The organism is Stratiformator vulcanicus (assembly GCF_007744515.1).
Lineage (GTDB): Bacteria > Planctomycetota > Planctomycetia > Planctomycetales > Planctomycetaceae > Stratiformator > Stratiformator vulcanicus.
The window spans coordinates 2,919,572-2,937,971 of sequence record NZ_CP036268.1 but is presented as its reverse complement, the minus strand read 5'-3'; the positions used below and the strand labels follow the sequence as shown (position 1 = coordinate 2,937,971).

The following is an 18,400-nucleotide window of genomic DNA, read 5'->3' as shown; positions in this document are numbered from 1 at the left end:
TTCAATTACTCGACAACGCGAATTTCACTCGTGTTCGGGTCGAACCGCGGGACGACCGGGACGCTGTCAATTTCCGCGGCGATCGGAATGTCCTCCTCGCGGCCGATCGCGTGCAGGTTCCGGCCGCCATAGCTCATTTCGATCGAACCGGCGAACTCCTTGTTGACCTTCCCGACCCAGACATAGAGCCCGAGGACCATCATCGCCTCGTCATTGGCGAGTTCTTCCTCCGGTGTCTGCGCGAGTTCGGCGACCAGCAGCCCCGCGGCCAGCGTGTCTTCCATCGTGACGTGGCCGTTTGTGCCGGCACACAAAATGGCGATCGGTTTTCCGAGCGATTTTGCCGCGACGGCGACTGCTTTCGCGTTGACACACCCGCCGATCAGAATCGCGCTCGCTTCTTTCGCATGCAGAAGCGCGGCCGTGCCGTTAGTCGTTGTGAATAAAATCGTGCGACCTTCGACGGCCTCGCGGACGTATTCCAGCGGCGAGTTCCCGAGATCGAAGCCGTCGATCTTCACTCCGCCACGCTCACCGCCCAGAAGCGGTCGCGGTGAGAGCGAGGCCGCTCGCTGTTGGGCTTCTTCGATGGAGCCGCAGGCAATTACTCGTTCGGCACCGTTTCTCAATGCGGTGCAGATCGTTGTCGAAGCGCGGAGGACGTCGATCATGATCACCGTCCGTCCGCGGAGGTCCTTCGGCTCGACGAGCTTGGGCAACAAATGAACGGAGACTTCGAGCGGCTCGGACATGCGGCGGATGATAGGTGTCGCGGGGCGACCTCACAAGCGCGGTGGAGGGTTCATACGCCCTAAGCGTCTTCGTCCGCGGCATGAACCATTGCGGCGAGGAGGTCCATGGTAGAGACGATGCCGATCAATCGGCCGTTCACATCGAGGACCGGCAGACGATGCCAATGTCCCTGACACATCATGCGGGCACAATCGACGATCGGAGCCCGTTCTTGAACTGAGGCAACCGTGCGGGTCATGCGGTCGCGGACGAGCAACTCATGGTCATCGTCAGTGAAAGTGCTGATGCCTGCTTTCTCAAGCAGCGCCCATGTCGTGCGGCCGGTGTGCCGCGGGTCGACCATTACGGTACTCGACGGCTCGACGACGTCGCTCGTCGAGAATATGCCGACCAACTTGTGCTCATCCGGTGAGACGACCGGCGCACCCGTAATGTGGTGTTGCTTCAGAATGGCGATCGCATCGGCGATCGTGGAGTCTTCTCGGAGCGCGATGACTTCTGTCGTCATGACATCGCGGGCTGCAAGTCGTCCGAGTCGTCCGGGAAGCTTACTCATCGGTCGTACTGCTGCGGTTTGTTTTCGAAGAATATGTAAGCCAAATCGTGAAACCGGGCCGCGCCGGCGAACGGATTGACAATCAAAATACTGACACGCCGCGTCAACACGTCGGCTTAAACTCTTCCTGCCGGGTCAGGCGCCGATATCGACCGAGCGCCATCAACGGGAAATAAGCTCGGTAGTAATGATATTTCAGATAGAAGACTTTTGGAAATCCAGTCCCGGTGAACTCCGCTTCATCCCAAACGCCCTCGGCATTCTGCGTCTCCACTAAATAATTGATGCCGTCACGAACAGCGATCGAATCACTTTGCCCGGCGGCCATCAGACCCATCAAGGCCCATGCCGTTTGAGAAGCGGTCGTGACTCCGCGACCGCGCCACTCTTTATCAGAGTAGCTGGCCACGCTTTCGCCCCAGCCGCCGTCGGCCTGCTGGTAGTCGATCAACCACTGAGCGCCGCGGCGCATCGCCGGGTGATCCGGTTGGAAGCCGATCGCGTGCAGTCCCACCAGCGCCTGCCAAGTGCCATAAATGTAGTTGACGCCCCAGCGACCGAACCATGAGCCGTCCGGCTCCTGCTGATCGAGTACGAAACGAATTGCACGTCGCACCGCCGGATGCTCTTTCGGCACGCCGAACATTCCGAACATTTCGAGAAGTCGCCCAGTCAGGTCCGCAGTACTCGGGTCGATCATCGCGTTGTGATCGGCGAACGGAACTTTTGTGAATAAATGACGAACGTTGTCTCTGTCGAACGCACCCCAACCCCCATCTTTCGACTGCATCGCCAATAGCCAGCGCAGTCCCCGCTTCATCGCGGCGAGCCGCGGAACGACAGCATCAATGTTTCGCGCCGCTTCCTGCGGCTGGACATCCTGAGCGGAGACGATCAATCGATCCGCAATTTCATCAGGCTGCGTCGTGTCGAGCAGCAATTCCGCCGTCCATTCTGCATCGCTATCGATTGGGAGCGAACGAAGCAGCGCCATCAGTACCATCGCCGTGTCGTCGACATCGGGATAGAAGGCATTGCGGTATTCGAAACACCAACCACCCGGCTCCACGGCTTCCGAACGCATGGCCCAGTCGCCGAACCGGCGAACCTCGCGGTCGAGCAACCATTTCGAAGCGGTTCGTAGTGGCTCTGCTGTCGGCTCGATCCCTGCCTCTCGCAAACCGAGCGAAGCGATCGCCGTATCCCACACCGGAGAACGACACGGTTCGAGCCGGGTTCGATCATCCTCGGTGATGCAAAGTCGTTCCAATTCGTGAAATTGGGACGAGACCTCAGGAGAATCGTCTTTGTATCCGAGGCATTTCAGGCCGACGATGCTCCAGATGATCGGTGGGAAAATTGCCCCGAGACCGTCGCTGTCCTCGAATCGCTCAAGCAGCCAGCGCTCCGCGCGCCGGACCGCCCATGCTCTGAGCGGGCGGAATCGAAGCCGATCACAGAACTTGTAGGTCGAATCGACCCTCCCAAAAAACGATTTCCAAAAGTCCCGCCCACCGCGCTCGTCGACCAAATCGGGCGGCATGCAGGTCGGTAGCTCCTCGGGCGATCGAAGAAATAGCTCGCGGATATGAAATTCTGGAGCCAGTTCGCGGACCGGTTGGAAAGCCCACAACAGGCTCAGCGGAACAACGATGGTCCGCGACCACGCCGACATTTCGTAGAGGTTGAACGGGCACCAACTGGGCACCAGCACGAGTTCCGGCGGAACGGCCGGGCATTGCTGATAGGCGATCGCGCCGAGTAACGCGAGGTAGTACCTCGTAAAACTATTGACCCGCTCTGCGCCCCCGGCATCGCGGATCGCGGTGACCGCGCGACGCATATGCGGGGCATCGGGCGAGTCGCCGGCGATCTTGAGCGCGAAGTACGCTTTGACCGACGCACTGACGTCGACAGGTCCGTTCGGGTAAATGGCCCAGCCGCCGTGGTCTGCCTGCCGAAACCGTAACTCGTTTGCGAGACGCCGCCCCAGATCAGTCTGCTGCTGACCCAAATAGGTCAGCAGTAGAAAGAACTCGGATTCGAGGATCGAGTCCCCTTCGAGTTCCGCGCACCAGTGCCCGTCACCGTTTTGTTGAGCGAGCAGCCATTCACTGGCTTTCTCGATGCCAGTGGTTAGCCGGTCCGATTGGTCGGTCGCGACCGACATCGTCGCCGAGTCAGCGTCCGGCAACGTCAATCGGTCGATCCGTCGGTGCGAGAAATCCATTCTCAGCCCTTCCATGGCTCATGCGCAGGAATGCGTATTTCGCAGCGCGGATCGTATTCTGTGCGATGCTGGCCTTCAAGGCGAAGCCTGCCAACGGCTTATGCGAACTGTCATGTGCTCGTCGCAGACTCCCTCGCTTACCCGACCTCATTCAGCGATAGTCGGGATTGGGATGATCGAACCGGCATCCCGCATCCCACTCGCTCCGCTGATTTCCATGTGCGGGGATTCCTCCGGCATCTTTGAGGAGTCGGGCCATGTGCATCAGATTCCACGTCATGAAGGTCGCGTTCCGCTGCGTGAAGTCGTTTTCGGGACCACCGGAACCATCGTCCGCATAGGAAGCACCCGGCCCGGCTTCACCGATCCACCCCGCATCAGCCTGTGGCGGAATCGTGTAGCCGAGGTGCTGTAGTGCGTACAAAATCGACATCGCGCAGTGCTTCACTCCGTCCTCGTTGCCGGTGATGATCGTGCCCGCCACCTTGCCGTAGTAGATGTATTGTCCCTGCGCATTCAGATCGCCCGATTCACCATAGAGCCGCTCGATCAAGCGGCGACAGACCGAACTTTCTTCGCCGAGCCAGATCGGCGTGCCGAGGACGAGAACCTCGGCGGCCATCACTCGCTTACGAAGTTCAGGCCAATCGTCTTTGCCGAAGCCATGCTCCGTCATGTCGGGATAAACGCCAGGGGGCAGATCGAAATCGACGGCTCGGACGACCGTCACATTGACCTGATTGGCCTCCATGATCGACTTCGGGACGTCGAGCAACGCCTCAGTGTGAGACAACTGCCCGCTCGGCTTGAGCGTGCAATTGATCAAGACCGCCGAGAGATCGGAGAAGTCGTAATCGTGCGCTTTGCACAGTGCTCGTTGCTTGTCGTTCATGACGTCGGTTCCATGCCTGTTTCAGGTGAATCAAGGGACCAAATTATCAGCTCACGACACACGGACCGTGAACGCGCTCACGCTCGGCAGGAAGTTTCGCACGCTTGCCTGCCGGTAGCTTCCGATGCGTCTCCCGGTTTCCCTTCCGGGTAAACCAGTTCGAAGCCGAGGTCATCGATGATCTTGAAGTCTTCCTGCGCCGCCTGCCCCGGCGTCGTCAGGTAATCACTGACGAACATCGAATTTGCGACGTAGAGCGACATCGCCTGCAGGGACCTCAAGTGCACCTCGCGACCACCGGCGATGCGGAGTTCCGAACGGGGATTGGTGAGGCGAAACAGACAGAGTGCCCGCAGGCAGTCGCGTGGCGTCAGCTCGGTCGACGATTCGATCGTCGCCCCGTCGATCGGAATCAGGAAGTTGATCGGAATCGAGGTGACGTCGAGTTCTCGTAATTCGAACGCCACGTCGACGAGGTCTTCGTCCGATTCTCCCATTCCAACAATCATGCCGGAACACAGCTCCATGCCGGCTTCCCGCGCGATCCGCAGCGTGTCGAGGCGGTCGTCATAGCTGTGGGTGGTCACGATTTCAGGGGTGAAACGTCGGCTGGTATTGAGATTGTGATTGATGCGATCGACGCCCGCGGCCTTCAATTTCAGGGCTTGCTCGGGCTTGAGGATGCCGAGGCAGCAGCACACATGCAGCCCGAGCTCGTCTTTGATCTTAGTGACAGTATTGGCGACGTGGTCGACTTCGCGATTCGACGGCCCGCGCCCCGACGCCACGATGCAGTATGTCCGCGCATTCGAAGCGGCCGCCGCGCGAGCCCCTTCCATCAGCTTCGCCTCGTTCAGCATCGTGTACTTGCTGATGTCGGCCGAGGAATCGATCGCCTGAGAGCAGTAGCCGCAGTCCTCCGGACACAATCCGCTCTTGGCATTTTTGAGGTAATACAACTGCACCTGCCGGCCGAAGTACTCGCGACGTACTTCGTAACACGCGGCGACCAGAGCCGGGACCGCGTCATCGTCAGCTCGCAATATCTGTAACGCTTCATCGCGAGAAGGCTTTCGGCCCTCTAGAGCACGCGCAGCGATATCGCCCCAAGTTTCCGTCAGTTGTGCCGTCATGCCAGTTCCGCCTTCGCCGAAAAACCATTATTCCCGCCCGGAGTTTACCGACGCCGGCGGAAGCGGAACAGGGTCGGAGCCTGTCGACGCCGACGGCGAAGAAACGCGATACCAGACAGATTCTTTGCCGCTGGTCAGGCTCTTGAGTACGAACAGGCTCTCATCAAGTTTCGTGATCTCGCGGACCATCCGGCTGCCATAATTGTTGGTGATGGTCTTGAACGTGGCTTCCGGCCGACCCGAGACCGATTCGAAGGTCAATACTCGGTCATCGATTGACCAGCGAATGTCGATCGTGACCTCCGAGCCCATCGCCAAAGCGGTCAACCAATCGAAATTCACATGCATCGTTGCCGTCCCGTCCGGCGCGACGGTCAACGTCCGCGTGCCCGTATTCTCCTGCGTCCAGACTCCGATCGCGGCTTCAATCAACGCAGCGTCAGGATCAATATTCCGCGGCTGAGACGGGACTTCAGGAAGTTCGTTGTCACTCGCATCCAATCGTGCGAGCGGATTTTCGTCATCAGTTTCTGCGCGAGTCGAGGCCGCGCCGGTATTGGAGGGCACGATTTCGGGGGCAACGATCAAGTCGCGGCCGACATCTGCGACTTCGGGTGTCGACCGGTCGGTCATCCACGCATTGGCGACCAGCCCGACGATTCCGATGAGCAGCCCGGCCACCAACGCCGAACGCGTTATGACACCCGTTATCGAACGGCCGAGGCCTGCAGAAACTGGTTCCTCGTCCCGCGTGCGTGGTGGTGTCTGCGTCTCTGACATATGGCCCAGTCCGAACGGCGATTTCGATTGACTGCGGGTATGGTAGGTCCGGGGCGATTTCGTGTGAAGATCGCGTCAGGCTGCATCGCCCGTGCGTCCCTGCCCATTGCTACCCGAGTCGCTCACGCGACGTTTCGATGGCGAATGAAATCGCACAAATTCCTCGCCGAGGATGTCCGTCAGTTCCCTTCGCAGCATCGCATTCGCGGTGACCCGCAGATAGCCGGGGGTCATCAATCGATATCGAACGACCGCATCAGGGTCGGCCGGGTCGGCCGATTCGACAAGGATCACAATGTCGGTCTCACCGGGAAATCGTTGCAAGGCGTCGCGAGCGGCGGTCAATTGCCGCTGCTCATGTAGCCCTTTGCGGAAACGCACGACGACCTGCGCCGTGAATTCCCGCTCGGCATCATCAAGCGTCAGCAATTTGTTGACGATAATGTTCGGCTCTCGACCCCGTCGGTCCACCCGACCACGCAGGTAGAAGATTTCCTCGGCCTTCACCTGTTCGCCGTATCGGTGGAATTCTTCCGGCCACATGATGCAGCGGACGGTCATTGACTCGTCTTCGAAGTCGAAGTTGACGTACTTGGAATGTCCGTTGCGACTGGGTTTTTTGGTTTGGGCATACTTGATTGCGCCGACCATGCCGCCGATCAGCACTTCGGCTCCGTCATCAAGGTCCGCCAGGTGCTTAATGTCGTGCGTGGAGTATTTCTTGACTCGATCCCCCGCTTCAGCGAGTGGGTGGGATGTGAGGTAGAACCCGAGGACTTCTTTCTCGGCCGCGAGCTTCTGCGCCCGGCCCCAGTCGGGCGTTTCGGGCAGGGACATGGACGCCGTTTCTTCTTCCCCGTCCGGCTCGTCGTCGCCACCAAACAGGTTCTTCTGACCGGCGGCTTTGTCCTTGGCTCGCTGAATCGACGCCTGGACGGCTCGTTCGACGACCAGAAAATATTGAGCCCGCGTTCCTCCAAGTGAATCGAGAGCGCCGGCTTTCACAAGAATCTCCAACATGCCTTTCGTTAGCACCTTCGGGTCGACTCGCTCCGTCAAATCAAAAATGTCTGTGAATGGGCCGTTTGCCGTCCGTTCGTCGACGATCGCTTGCACCACGTTTTCGCCGATGCCCTTGATGGCCCCCATGCCGAATGTGATCACCCGGCGTTCGCCTTCCGCCCCTTTGTCGACGACGACTACGCTGAACTCGACGTCAGACGTATTCACATCGGGCGGCAGCACTTCGATCTTCATCCGTCGCGCATCGTCGACGTGCTCATTAATTCGATCGCTACTCTCCATCCCGCAGGAGAGCAGTGCGGCCATAAACTCTTCGGGATAATGAGCCTTCAGGTAAGCCGTCTGATACGCAATCGCCGCATAAGCCGTGCTGTGTGATTTGTTAAAACCGTAGCCCGCGAACTTCTCAATCAATTCAAACAGGTCGACCGCGACTCTTTCGTCAATCCCCTGCTTTTTTGCTCCGCTGACATATTCCTCTCGGAAGTCGGCGATAATTTTTAATTTTTTCTTTGAGATCGCCTTAATGCAGCGATACGCACTGGCCAGTTCCAGACCGCCGACGCGGTTCAGAATCTGCATCACCTGTTCCTGGTACACCATCACGCCGTAGGTCTCTTCCAGGACCTCGTCGACAAGAGGATGGACCTTGGCCGGTTCCTGTCGGCCGTTCTTCACGTTGACGTAATCCATCACCATCCCGCCCTCAAGCGGGCCGGGACGGTACAGCGCGCTGGTGGCGATGATATCGTTAAACGAGTCGGGCTTCATTTTTGTCAGTAGGTCGCGCATTCCTCCCGACTCTAACTGGAAGATGCCTTTCGTCTCGCCCCGTTGGAGAAGTTGGTAAGTCTGTTCATCTTCAAGCGGAAGCAGGTGCGGCACGATTTCAACACCGCGGTGCTGCTTCACATTTTTCACGGCTTTGTCGAGAATCGTCAGGTTCCGCAGGCCGAGAAAGTCCATCTTAAGAAGGCCGGCGTCTTCGACGGTGGGGCCATCCCATTGCGTGATGATGTCTGCCTTGCCCGTGATCACCTGCAGCGGCAGCAACTCCATTAATGGCTGGTCGGCGACCACCACGCCCGCCGCGTGTGTTCCGGCGCTGCGGGCAAGGCCTTCGAGCCGATATGCGATCTCGATCAGCTCTTTAATTTGCGGATCACTGTCATAAGCCTGCTTCAGTTCGGCCGTCTCGTTGACCGCATCTTTTAATTTAATCCCCAGTGTATCCGGGACCATTTTCGCAATTTCATTGACGCGCGGCAGCGGCACACCGAGGGCACGGCCGACATCGCGGACGACTGCCTTTGCTTTTAATGTGCCGAAGGTGCCGATTTGCGCAACGCACTGCTCGCCGTATTTCTCTTTCGTGTAATCGATGACGAGCTGCCGACGGTCTCGACAGAAATCGATATCGATATCGGGCGGCTCTTTGCGGCTCTTATCCAAGAATCGTTCAAACAGCAGTCCGAATTCAATCGGACAGTGGTCACTTAAGCCTAAGAGATAGGTAACGATCGCCCCGGAAGCCGATCCGCGAGCCGTGCAGGGAATATCGTTCTTCTTCGCGAATTGAACGAAGTCCCACACAATTAAGAAGTAGCTCGAATAGCCCATATGCTCGATCACGCCGAGTTCAAGATCGAGCCGGTCCTGATACTTCTGGTCGTAGCCCTCGCCGTATCGCCATACGAGCGCTTCTTCGCAGACTTCGCGGAGGTATTCGGTGTCTGTCTTCTGATCCGGCGGCGTGAAGACCGGGTAATACTTCGGGTTCTCTTCAAGCTGAATGTCACAGCGATCGGCGATTTCCTGACTTCGGGCGACGGCGTCCTCGAAGCCCGGAAAGGCGGCGTACATGTCTTCGGGAGAGCGGACGAAGAATTGTTCCGTCTCCATTTTCATGCGATTCGTATCGCCGCGTTGCGCGTGCGTGTTCACGCATAGTAAGACGTCATGCGCGTTGGCATCGTGCTCACAGAGGTAGTGGGCATCATTCGTGGCGACGAGCGGGAAGCCGAGCTTTTGGGCGAGGTCGACCGTCCCCTCCTTACACATGCGTTGAATCTCGGTGCCGCTGTCTTGAATTTCCATGTAGAAGCGGTCGCCGAAGACCCGCTCATACCAGCGGACGAGCTCCGTCGCTTCGTCCTGCCGCTCGCCGAGGATGTAATGCGACAGCTCGCCCGCCGCACAGCCCGACAGGCAGATCAACCCCTCGCCCATCTCTTCGAGAATCTCTTTGTCGATCCGCGGCTTATAATAGAAGCCTTCCAGATAGGCGAGCGACGAGAGCTTCACCAAATTCTGGAAGCCCTGCCGATTCATCGCCAACAGTGTGAGGTGAAAGCTCGCTTCTTTGACCCGGCTGGCGCCCCCCCTCTCTTTGCGTGAACGTGGTGCGATATACGCTTCCATGCCGACGATCGGGTTGATGTCGTTCGCCCGGCACTCCGAGTAAAACTCTCGAGCCCCATACATATTGCCGTGGTCAGTGATCGCCACGGCATTCATGCCCATCTCTTTAGTCGACCGCACCAGATCGGGGATCTGCGTCATCCCGTCGAGCAGGCTGTAGTGCGTATGGCAGTGCAGGTGGGCAAAGGGCCGAGACTCAGGCATCAGGCAGTTGCTCCGTCAACGCGGATGGGCGGGACGGCGTGATCTTAGCCGGTGGACAGGAGGATCGAAACGGTTAGAGAGAACCGTATGATGCTCTTCAGAAATCGTTACCTTCGCATTCCTCTACCGAATGAGGAGTCGCCAATGCCGCCCGTTGAGTTTGAGAGCGAATTCCGCGTCTTTGCCATCGACGACGGTACTGTCGACTTCCTATTGCGGCTATCTCGCCTCGTAACGGAACTCAATGTCGTTGAGTTGTCGAAACGGCGGTTCAGCCGCGACGGCGTAACAGTGGTTGATCTCGGTGTGAGAGTCAGTGCCGTCAACAAACACTGGTTCGATGCGGACGCGAAAGCACCGGGGATCACGATGGAGTACGAGCAAGTTGTCTGACTTCGAGCCCTCTCTATCCGTCGTTTCAAATCCGAGGCAGCCAGTCACTGATCAGTTCACCGCAGGTAGCTCCCACCCCAGCACATCCTTTGTAATCGAGCACCGCGGCTCTGCCTTTTCGGCCGTGTTGCCGAGATTCTCGTGGTCGTAGAGTTCGTCGATCGCGCCGTCTTCTTGCTTCAGCACGAGCCAGCGGCTGGGGAGGTTCGCTGTGGATGCGTCGTGCCGGAGATGAGGTGACTCGGTCAGAGACTCGTATTGCTGCCCATGGACTTCGACAACGCGGATTCAAATCGGATCGGCGTGCCAGTAGTCGGATGCCGGAGGCGCAGTTCGACCGCGTGCAGCCGCATCGGTGGTTCATCAACCGATAGCGTCTGCCGGTTCTCTCGGACGCCATCCTGTTGATAAGTTGGGTCGCCGATGATCGGGTGGCCCAAGTGCCACAGGTGGAGCCGGATCTGATTGGTGCGGCCCGTTTCGGGCATCGCTTCGACAAGAGCCGTACCGTCGGAGAAGCGGTCGCGGACTTGGAAACGGGTCAGAGAGGCGAGGCCGGATTCATCGATTTCACGGGCCCCCGCTTCAACGGAGCCGCTGCCGATGGGGGCATCGCAGGTAAATTCGTCACTTGGCGGGTGACCATGTACATGAGCGATGTACGTCTTTTCGACTTCGCCTCGCGCGAACTGCGGTTGCAGCTTGCGGGCCACATCTCTTGTGCGGGCGAGCACGACGACGCCGGTGGTATTGGCATCGAGCCGGTGAACGATGCGGACCACCTGGGGGGCGTAAAGCTCATTGAGCAGATAGGTGAGCGAGTTGCGCTGGAATCGCCCGCACGGGTGCATGGGCAGCGGGGCGGGCTTGTCGACCACGACGATCGCGTCGTCTTCGTAGAGAAAGCGAATGTCGGCATTCACGTTCGGCTCGACCGCCTCCGGCTTCACGTTTTCGTACCGCTCGCCCGCCGTGACAATGCGGTCGGGGAGGACTGTTTCATTGCCAAACACAATGCGACCCAAGCGAAATCGATCGTCCCACTCTTTGGTCGAAACGCCCGGGAACATCTCGATCAGAACGTCTCGCAAGGCCCGCCCGGCATGTTTCGCGGCGATTTGCATCGGGCGGCGCAGCTCGTACGGCTTGCTTCCCGGCAGGGGCGAGGCGATGACTTTCATCTGTTCTTCGCGGTAGCGAAGTAATCGCTGCATCTTCTCCTGCGACGACTCATGACAGTGCGGACACGACACCGGCGGCTCATAAAGCTCCGACTGCTGCTCCTCCAAAGTCAGCGGCGCCTGACACGAAAAACATTGTTTCGTGTCGGTTTCACGCAAATCCGGGTCAACGGCGACGCGCTGGTCGAACACAAAGCAGTCGCCGTCGTAATGCGCATCGCCGCATTCCTCGAAGTATTTGAGGATGCCTCCCTCGAGTTGGAAGATGCTGCGGAAGCCGGCCTGCTCCATCATCGGCCCCGCTTTTTCGCACCGGATGCCGCCGGTGCAGAACATGACGACCGGCTGATCCTTCATTTCCTCCGGCAGCTCCTCGACGGCTGCGGGGAAGTCGCGGAAGTGGTCAACGCCGATCGGGACGGCCCCTTCGAAAGTGCCGAGCCGGACCTCGTAGTCGTTCCGCGTGTCGAGCAGGGTGATCGGTCGACCTTCGTCGAGCCACTGCTTAAGTTCTTTCGCCGGGAGCTTGGGCGAGGTGCTGCGGCCGGGGGCGATTCCGTCGACGCCGAAGGCGATAATCTCTTGCTTGACCTTCACAAGCGTCCGGCTGAATGGCTGGCTCTCGCTGTAACTCCACTTCACGTCGAGTTCACCGATCTCGGCATCTATCTGAATTTCGTTGACGAACTCACTGACAGGCGAACGACGCCCGGCGAGGAACAGATTAATGCCCTCCGGACTGAGCAGAATCGTCCCCTTAAGGCCGAGGTCCTTGCATCGCTCGCGCAACATCGACCGTCGTTCGGCCAATCCGGTGATCGACACGAATTTGTAGGCGGCAATATTGGCGATCGGGAGCCCTTCGGGGGGCTGCGTCGACTCCGATGAGCTCATCATGCACGCAGGATACCGGGAGACCTCGGCGGGCTGAACCGTGATTCAAGAACCGAGATGGAGGCCGTCGGGAAGCGATTCAACGCAGATCAGTAATGCCCCGGTTGTGACCGCGCCCCCGTCCGAGCAGGATGAGTCAGCAGCCCGCGCAAAGTTCTCAGAGGATCACCATGGCAAACAGCAATGACGAACAACCCGAACAGCAGACTTCGAAATCCATCGGAAGCAGTGGCGTCGGTTGGCTCGTGAGAACGTTGATGGGTGGGGCGGCATTTATCCTGCCGATCGTCGTTCTGCTGGCAATTTTCCAATACATCTATTTTCTGATCAATTCGTACTTCATCGATCCGCTGCTCAAGCTGGTGCTGCCCAAGAGCGCGGAAGACACGGCGTTGGCCTATTGGGCGCCGTTGCTGTCGATCGTGGCAGCGGTCGCGTTTCTATTTCTGATGGGACTGCTCGCGCGGCTGCGGCTGCAAAAGCTGATGAACTGGTTCTTCGAAAAGATTCCGGGCATTTCGACGCTGTACACAGCCATTCGGGACACCGTCCATGCCATGACGGGGAGACCTGGCCTGGCTGATGTCGATACCGTCGTGCTGGTCCCGTTTCCTCAACCGGAGACGCGGATGGCCGGCTATCTGATGACGAAGTCGAAGCAACCCGACGGCAGTTCGCTCGTCGCCGTCTACGTACCACTGGTCTTGTTTCCGCCATCCGGTTACACGTTGATCCTTCCAGAAGAGAAAATTGTGTATACCGACTGGCCGACAAAAGACGTCTGGAAATTACTGATGTCAGGCGGCCTCACCCTTCCCCCGACGATCCCATATCAACCCGAAGACGGGACGTCAAAAACCTACGAAACCAGTGGCAGACCTGCCGTCGATCACCAGGACGATGGCAGTACGTAGACGTTCCGTACCATCCGGCTAGAAGCGGTATCAAATCGCCTCGTATACAAGCCCGAGGCGCAAGACGTCGGGAAAATCGCTGGTTGATCGACCATCGGCTTGCGCCTCTGGCTGGTATTGAAATCGCTTCTGGGTGACAGATCGGGATTGCCGAAACGGCCTGATTTCGCGATCACTCGGGCATGGCTCTCCGTCCCGAAGCTCGTGTCATGATCTGCGCCGCGGCGATTCTTGTCGCCGGCGGAATGCTATTCGTGCAGAGTGCGAGTATCACGTCGCGTCCGACGGACCGCGAAGAGGCCTATCTCTGGCGACACGCGGCTCAGTTTTGCATCGGTTTGGTCGGAGGAGTCGCCGCCGCCCTGCTGCCGCCGAAGTGGTGGTTTCGTCTCAGTCCATTCGCCTTTGCCGCGGTCGCAGTGCTCCTGCTGCTGGTTCTGGTGCCCGGGATCGGAACCGAGGTCAATGCGGCCCGCCGTTGGTTCCGATTCGCTGGCGTCTCGCTTCAGCCATCCGAGCTGGCGAAATTAGTGCTTCCATTGATGACGGCGTTTCTCATCGCGCAGCGATCGCGAATGAAAGTTCCTCAATTGCTTCGCGGCCCGCTACTCATGGTGCCGGCCGGGGTGTTGATACCGCTCGTATTCTTGGAGCCTGATCTCGGGACATCGTTGTTCTTGGCGATCGGCTTGGCGGTGCTTATTTTCGCAGCCGGAGCCCCCTTGTGGCGGTTCGCCCTGTTCGGCTCGGCAGTCATCCCGGCGGCCATCGCGCTGGCTATGCTTCGGCCCTATCAGTGGGAACGAATCACAGGCTTCTTGAAAGCCTGGGCTGATCCGCAATCAGCCCCCTATCAACTTCGGCAGTCGCTGATCACCTTGGGATCGGGGGGATGGACCGGCACCGGCTTAGGCCGTGGTTGGCAAAAGCTCAGTTTCCTGCCGGAGCCGAATACCGATTTCGTGTTTGCCGTCCTTGGTGAAGAACTCGGCCTCGTCGGGACGCTCGGTCTCATCGCGACTTGGATGGTGCTGTTCGTGTCGGGGCTGAAATTGCTCTCCCGACCGGGGATCGGTCGGTTTCGCCGATTGGTCGGCGTCACATTGCTGTGCCAACTCGCATTGCAGGCCACGATTAACGCCGGGGTTGCAACAGCGCTGCTTCCCTCGAAAGGCATTCCGCATCCGTTTCTGAGTTACGGGGGCAGCAACCTCGTCGTCAGTTTGACCGCCTTGGGGATGATCGTCTCGATGGCGGGGCTCGAACGGGTCAAGACGACACGCAGCGAAGATGCCGAACTGTCCGCCGAGCCTGAAATGCTGACCGGACCGCACTGGCAACGTGTCGCCATTCCCGCTCACTCGGGAGTTGGCCGATGACGTTGATCTCTCTGCCGGCGACTCCGATCCGAGTTGAACTGGGTCCGACGTTCCTATTCGCTGGCGGCGGCAGCGGGGGCCATTTGATGCCGGGGCTCGCGGTGGCGCATCAAATTCGAGCATCGCTGCCGCACTCCCGAATCATCTTCGTCGGCTCCGGTCGCGCGATCGAATCGACCGTTTTGGCACATTCCGGGTTCGAACATCTTTCGCTTCCGCTCGAACCGTCGACCTCGCTACGCGGAAATCCGGTTCGCTTCGCCTACAAGAATGGAAAAGCGTTACAGGCGGCCGTTCGGTTGCTACGCGAGAAATCGCCGGCGGCGGTGATCGGGCTCGGCGGTTACGCTTCGGTCCCGCTCGTTGCCGCGGCTTCTATGACGGGAGTCCGGCGGATACTCATGGAGCAAAACATCGTGCCCGGCCGCGCGACAAGTTGGCTCAGCCGGACAGCCAGCCTCGTTTGCACGTCGTTTGAGGAGACCGCCGAACTACTGCCGCGGTCGGTCGCCACGCAATGCACAGGAAATCCTGTTGATCAAACTGTCGCCGCGCTGCACGCTCAGTCGTTTGGTCGATCTCGCACGTCGATATTGGTACTGGGAGGAAGTCAGGGGGCTCGTGGGGTCAACCAGTTGGCGCTCGTGGCCGCCGAACGGCTCAGAGATCGGCTCGCCGGTTGGAGAATCATTCATCAGACCGGGTCGGCTGATGTGGAGATGGTCCGCGATCGTTATCAGACATTGGGCATCGACGCCGAAGTGCGAGCATTCTTTAATGACTTGCCCGAACATTATCGGTCCGCCGGATTTGCCGTAACGCGGGCCGGGGCGACCAGTCTGGCCGAACTGGCCTGCGCGGCAGTGCCTGCGATTTGTATCCCGTACCCCGGTGCGATTCGCGACCATCAAACGAAAAACGCATTGCATCTGGCGAAATACGGCGCGGCTGACGTCATCTCGGAGCGGTCGGAGACTGCAACCGGCGCGATCACTGCCGCGATGGAGCGGCTGCTCAGCGATGCGGCGAAGCGTCGCAAAATGGCGGCTGCCATGGCGAAACTCGCACGACCGAATGCCAGTCAGCGAGTCTGTGAGGCGATACTCGATACCGCGGCTGCCCGGCACGCGGCATGAAGAATGGGAAGCAAACCGCGCGGCAACGCTTTCGGCTGAGACAACACCTGTTATTGTAAGGCCATGTCAGAGGTCACCAACAACGAACAGCGCAGATTCTCCGTCAGACATTTTCTGATGTGGCTGCCGGCGTATCTTTTGATTTCGCTCGTTCTGTACTTCGTGACGATCCTCATACTCGCCGGGCCGCTCTATTGGACAGTTTACGACGCCTATTACGTCGACGGCAGTCGTTTGGCGGCCGCATACTTTTATCCGCTCGCTTTGGCGTGTGAGTTCGAACCCTTCGGACGATTCGTCGATTGGTATGTCGGGCTTTGGGTGCTCTGAATAATCTCGGCGGTCGATGATCGGGGATGTCTCACGTCGTCATTCGCCCCGCGAAGGTTTCGGAACCGATCGACGGCTGCCCCCTCCGCGTCGCCTGCCCTTTCGACCGCGCCCCCCTGAGCGATCGTTCGAACGCGACGATTCGGCCTCCAGCGGTTGCCCGATCTGCTGTTTAAGTTGCTCGATGCGATCTCGCAACTGTGCCGCCCGCTCGAATTCCAAATTCTGAGCCGCCGCGAGCATCTCGGCCTCGAGCTCGCTGATATATTCCTGGGTGACGTATTGAGTTTCGTCTGTGGTTCCAGCTGCCTTCTGGACGATCTGCCGCGCCTCAATTTCGTCCTCAATGCCGCGACGAATTGCTTTCTTGATGGTGGCGGGTGTGATGCCGTGCGTTTTGTTATAGGCCAACTGCTTTTCACGCCGACGGTTTGTCTCTTCAATCGCCAGCCGCATACTCTCGGTCACCTTGTCGGCGTAGAGAATGACCTCGGCATTGACGTTGCGAGCCGAGCGGCCGATGGTCTGTACCAGACTGGTCTCGCTTCTCAAGAACCCTTCTTTATCGGCGTCAAGAATTGCGACAAGCGAGACTTCCGGCAGGTCGAGGCCTTCTCGCAGCAGGTTGACGCCGACCACGGCGTCGAACTTTCCTTCGCGAAGTTCCCGCAGTACCTGCACCCGTTCAATCGCGTCCATTTCTGAATGCAGCCACTGACATTTAATCCCTTCTTCCTGCATATAGTTGGTCAGGTCCTCGGAAAGCCGTTTCGTCAAACAGGTGACCAGGACACGTTCATTTCGCTCGGTCCGCCTTTTAATCTCTTCCAGTAAATGCGGTACCTGTCCGCGGGCTGCAATGACGTGAATTAAGGGGTCGATCAGTCCCGTCGGACGAATCACCTGCTCGATGATTTCGCCTTCAGTTCGTTCAAGTTCCCATTCCCCGGGAGTTGCCGAGACATAGATCGTCTGTTTGGTGCGACCGAGCCATTCGTCAAACTGCAACGGCCTGTTGTCCATGGCCATCGGGAGCCGAAACCCGTGCTCGACCAAAACTTTTTTTCGCGCTTGATCGCCGTTAAACATGGCGCGGATTTGAGGCATCGTCACATGCGACTCATCGACCACCGTGATGAAATCGTCCGGGAAAAAGTCGAGTAGTGTATAGGGCGGCTCTCCCGGCTTTCGGCCGGACAGTGCGCGGCTGTAATTTTCAATGCCCGGGCAAAAGCCGACTTCTTTTAGTAATTCGACGTCGTACCTCGTGCGGGCCGCCAGTCGCTGGGCTTCAAGGAGCTTGCCCTCTCTCTGGAACGCCTCGAGTGAATCATTCAACTCGCCTTCGATTTCCCCCATCGCCCGATCAATGCTGCTTTGCGGCAACACATAATGCTTGGCCGGATAGACATAAATTTCTTGAAGCGATTTTAGCGACTCGCCAGAGGTGGGATGAATCACCGCCAACGATTCGACCTCGTCGCCCCACAATTCAATTCGATAGGCGTATTCTTCGTACGCGGGCCACAGTTCGATAACGTCTCCGCGGACTCGGAATGTCGCCCGCGAGAGTTCATAGTCTTTGCGCTCATATTGAATGTCGATTAATTTGCGCAGAAAGTCGTCTCGCTCGATCTCCTCGCCGACGATGAGCGGGACCATCATGTCGAGATAATCTTTCGGCGAACCGAGGCCGTAGATGCAACTGACGCTCGCGACGACGATCACGTCACGGCGACTGACTAGCGAACTTGTCGCCCGGAGCCGGAGCCGATCAATTTCTTCATTAATCGAAGAGTCTTTTTCGATATAGATATCCCGCTGCGGGATATAGGCCTCCGGCTGATAGTAGTCATAATAGCTGACGAAATAGCTGACCGCATTATTCGGGAAAAACTCTTTAAGCTCCCCGTAGAGCTGCGCGGCAAGAGTTTTGTTGTGTGAAAGAACTAACGTCGGCCGTTGCACGCTTTGAATGACATTCGCGATCGAGAACGTCTTACCCGATCCGGTGACCCCGAGTAGCACCTGCTCGCGCTTGTCGTCTTTGAGACCGCGGATGAGCGAATCAATTGCCTTAGGCTGATCGCCGCCGGGTGCAAAATCGCTAACGAGCTCAAATTTGGGCATTGGTCGATTGAAGCAAGGCGTTGGTAGAGTGGTGAGAGTTAAGTCTCAAAG

The 18,400-nt window shown here is 58.4% G+C and carries 15 protein-coding genes; 5 read left to right on the top strand and 10 right to left on the bottom strand.

All coding sequences use genetic code 11. The annotated features are described in order from the left end of the window. Positions 1-5: 5 nt before the first annotated feature. The 7 genes from Pan189_RS11515 to dnaE all read right to left on the bottom strand — a co-directional run bounded on the left by Pan189_RS11515 (position 6) and on the right by dnaE (position 9,992). A complete protein-coding gene (locus Pan189_RS11515; RefSeq protein ID WP_145364061.1) occupies positions 6-752 on the bottom strand; it encodes a 2-phosphosulfolactate phosphatase in 747 nt (248 codons plus the stop codon). Positions 753-811: 59 nt separating this feature from the next. After that, positions 812-1,309: a CBS domain-containing protein gene (locus Pan189_RS11510; protein WP_145364060.1), complete on the bottom strand. Its 498-nt coding sequence runs from the start codon at positions 1,307-1,309 to the stop codon at positions 812-814. A 103-nt stretch (positions 1,310-1,412) separates the two neighbouring features. Further along, a complete protein-coding gene (locus Pan189_RS11505) occupies positions 1,413-3,539 on the bottom strand; it encodes a terpene cyclase/mutase family protein (protein WP_310820355.1) in 2,127 nt (708 codons plus the stop codon). Between the two features lie 151 nt (positions 3,540-3,690). Further along, positions 3,691-4,431 carry a flavodoxin family protein gene (locus tag Pan189_RS11500; protein ID WP_145364058.1) on the bottom strand — a complete coding sequence of 247 codons (741 nt, stop codon included), beginning with the start codon at positions 4,429-4,431 and terminating at the stop codon, positions 3,691-3,693. 77 nt (positions 4,432-4,508) lie between these two features. Further along, the gene (gene bioB / locus Pan189_RS11495; protein WP_145364057.1) at positions 4,509-5,564 is read right to left on the bottom strand and encodes a biotin synthase BioB; all 1,056 of its coding nucleotides are present in this window, start codon (positions 5,562-5,564) and stop codon (positions 4,509-4,511) included. Between the two features lie 27 nt (positions 5,565-5,591). Then, positions 5,592-6,344: a hypothetical protein gene (locus tag Pan189_RS11490; RefSeq protein ID WP_145364056.1), complete on the bottom strand. Its 753-nt coding sequence runs from the start codon at positions 6,342-6,344 to the stop codon at positions 5,592-5,594. Positions 6,345-6,419: 75 nt separating this feature from the next. Further along, positions 6,420-9,992 (bottom strand): DNA polymerase III subunit alpha, encoded by a 3,573-nt coding sequence (gene dnaE, locus Pan189_RS11485; protein ID WP_145364055.1) that lies wholly within the window; start codon positions 9,990-9,992, stop codon positions 6,420-6,422. A gap of 144 nt (positions 9,993-10,136) precedes the next feature. Here dnaE and Pan189_RS11480 point away from each other — a divergent pair, with 144 nt between their 5' ends. Beyond that, positions 10,137-10,385 carry a hypothetical protein gene (locus Pan189_RS11480; protein WP_145364054.1) on the top strand — a complete coding sequence of 83 codons (249 nt, stop codon included), beginning with the start codon at positions 10,137-10,139 and terminating at the stop codon, positions 10,383-10,385. A 51-nt stretch (positions 10,386-10,436) separates the two neighbouring features. Here Pan189_RS11480 and Pan189_RS21385 read toward each other — a convergent pair whose 3' ends face one another. Continuing rightward, a complete protein-coding gene (locus tag Pan189_RS21385) occupies positions 10,437-10,571 on the bottom strand; it encodes a hypothetical protein (RefSeq protein ID WP_310820354.1) in 135 nt (44 codons plus the stop codon). Positions 10,572-10,630: 59 nt separating this feature from the next. Then, a complete protein-coding gene (locus tag Pan189_RS11475; protein WP_145364053.1) occupies positions 10,631-12,463 on the bottom strand; it encodes a sulfurtransferase in 1,833 nt (610 codons plus the stop codon). 167 nt (positions 12,464-12,630) lie between these two features. Here Pan189_RS11475 and Pan189_RS11470 point away from each other — a divergent pair, with 167 nt between their 5' ends. The 4 genes from Pan189_RS11470 to Pan189_RS11455 all read left to right on the top strand — a co-directional run bounded on the left by Pan189_RS11470 (position 12,631) and on the right by Pan189_RS11455 (position 16,219). Then, a complete protein-coding gene (locus tag Pan189_RS11470; RefSeq protein ID WP_310820353.1) occupies positions 12,631-13,374 on the top strand; it encodes a DUF502 domain-containing protein in 744 nt (247 codons plus the stop codon). Positions 13,375-13,556: 182 nt separating this feature from the next. Then, a complete protein-coding gene (locus Pan189_RS11465) occupies positions 13,557-14,753 on the top strand; it encodes an FtsW/RodA/SpoVE family cell cycle protein (RefSeq protein ID WP_310820352.1) in 1,197 nt (398 codons plus the stop codon). Continuing rightward, positions 14,750-15,889, top strand: coding sequence for an undecaprenyldiphospho-muramoylpentapeptide beta-N-acetylglucosaminyltransferase (gene murG, locus Pan189_RS11460; RefSeq protein ID WP_145364051.1), 1,140 nt, complete (start codon positions 14,750-14,752; stop codon positions 15,887-15,889). Before Pan189_RS11465 ends, murG begins: the two co-directional genes overlap by 4 nt. A 117-nt stretch (positions 15,890-16,006) precedes the next feature. After that, complete coding sequence (locus Pan189_RS11455) at positions 16,007-16,219, top strand: hypothetical protein (RefSeq protein ID WP_310820351.1); 213 nt, start codon at positions 16,007-16,009, stop codon at positions 16,217-16,219. Between the two features lie 39 nt (positions 16,220-16,258). On the opposite strand, the gene uvrB is transcribed toward Pan189_RS11455, so the two are convergent. Further along, positions 16,259-18,349 (bottom strand): excinuclease ABC subunit UvrB, encoded by a 2,091-nt coding sequence (gene uvrB / locus Pan189_RS11450; protein ID WP_145364049.1) that lies wholly within the window; start codon positions 18,347-18,349, stop codon positions 16,259-16,261. Between the last annotated feature and the right edge of the window lie 51 nt (positions 18,350-18,400).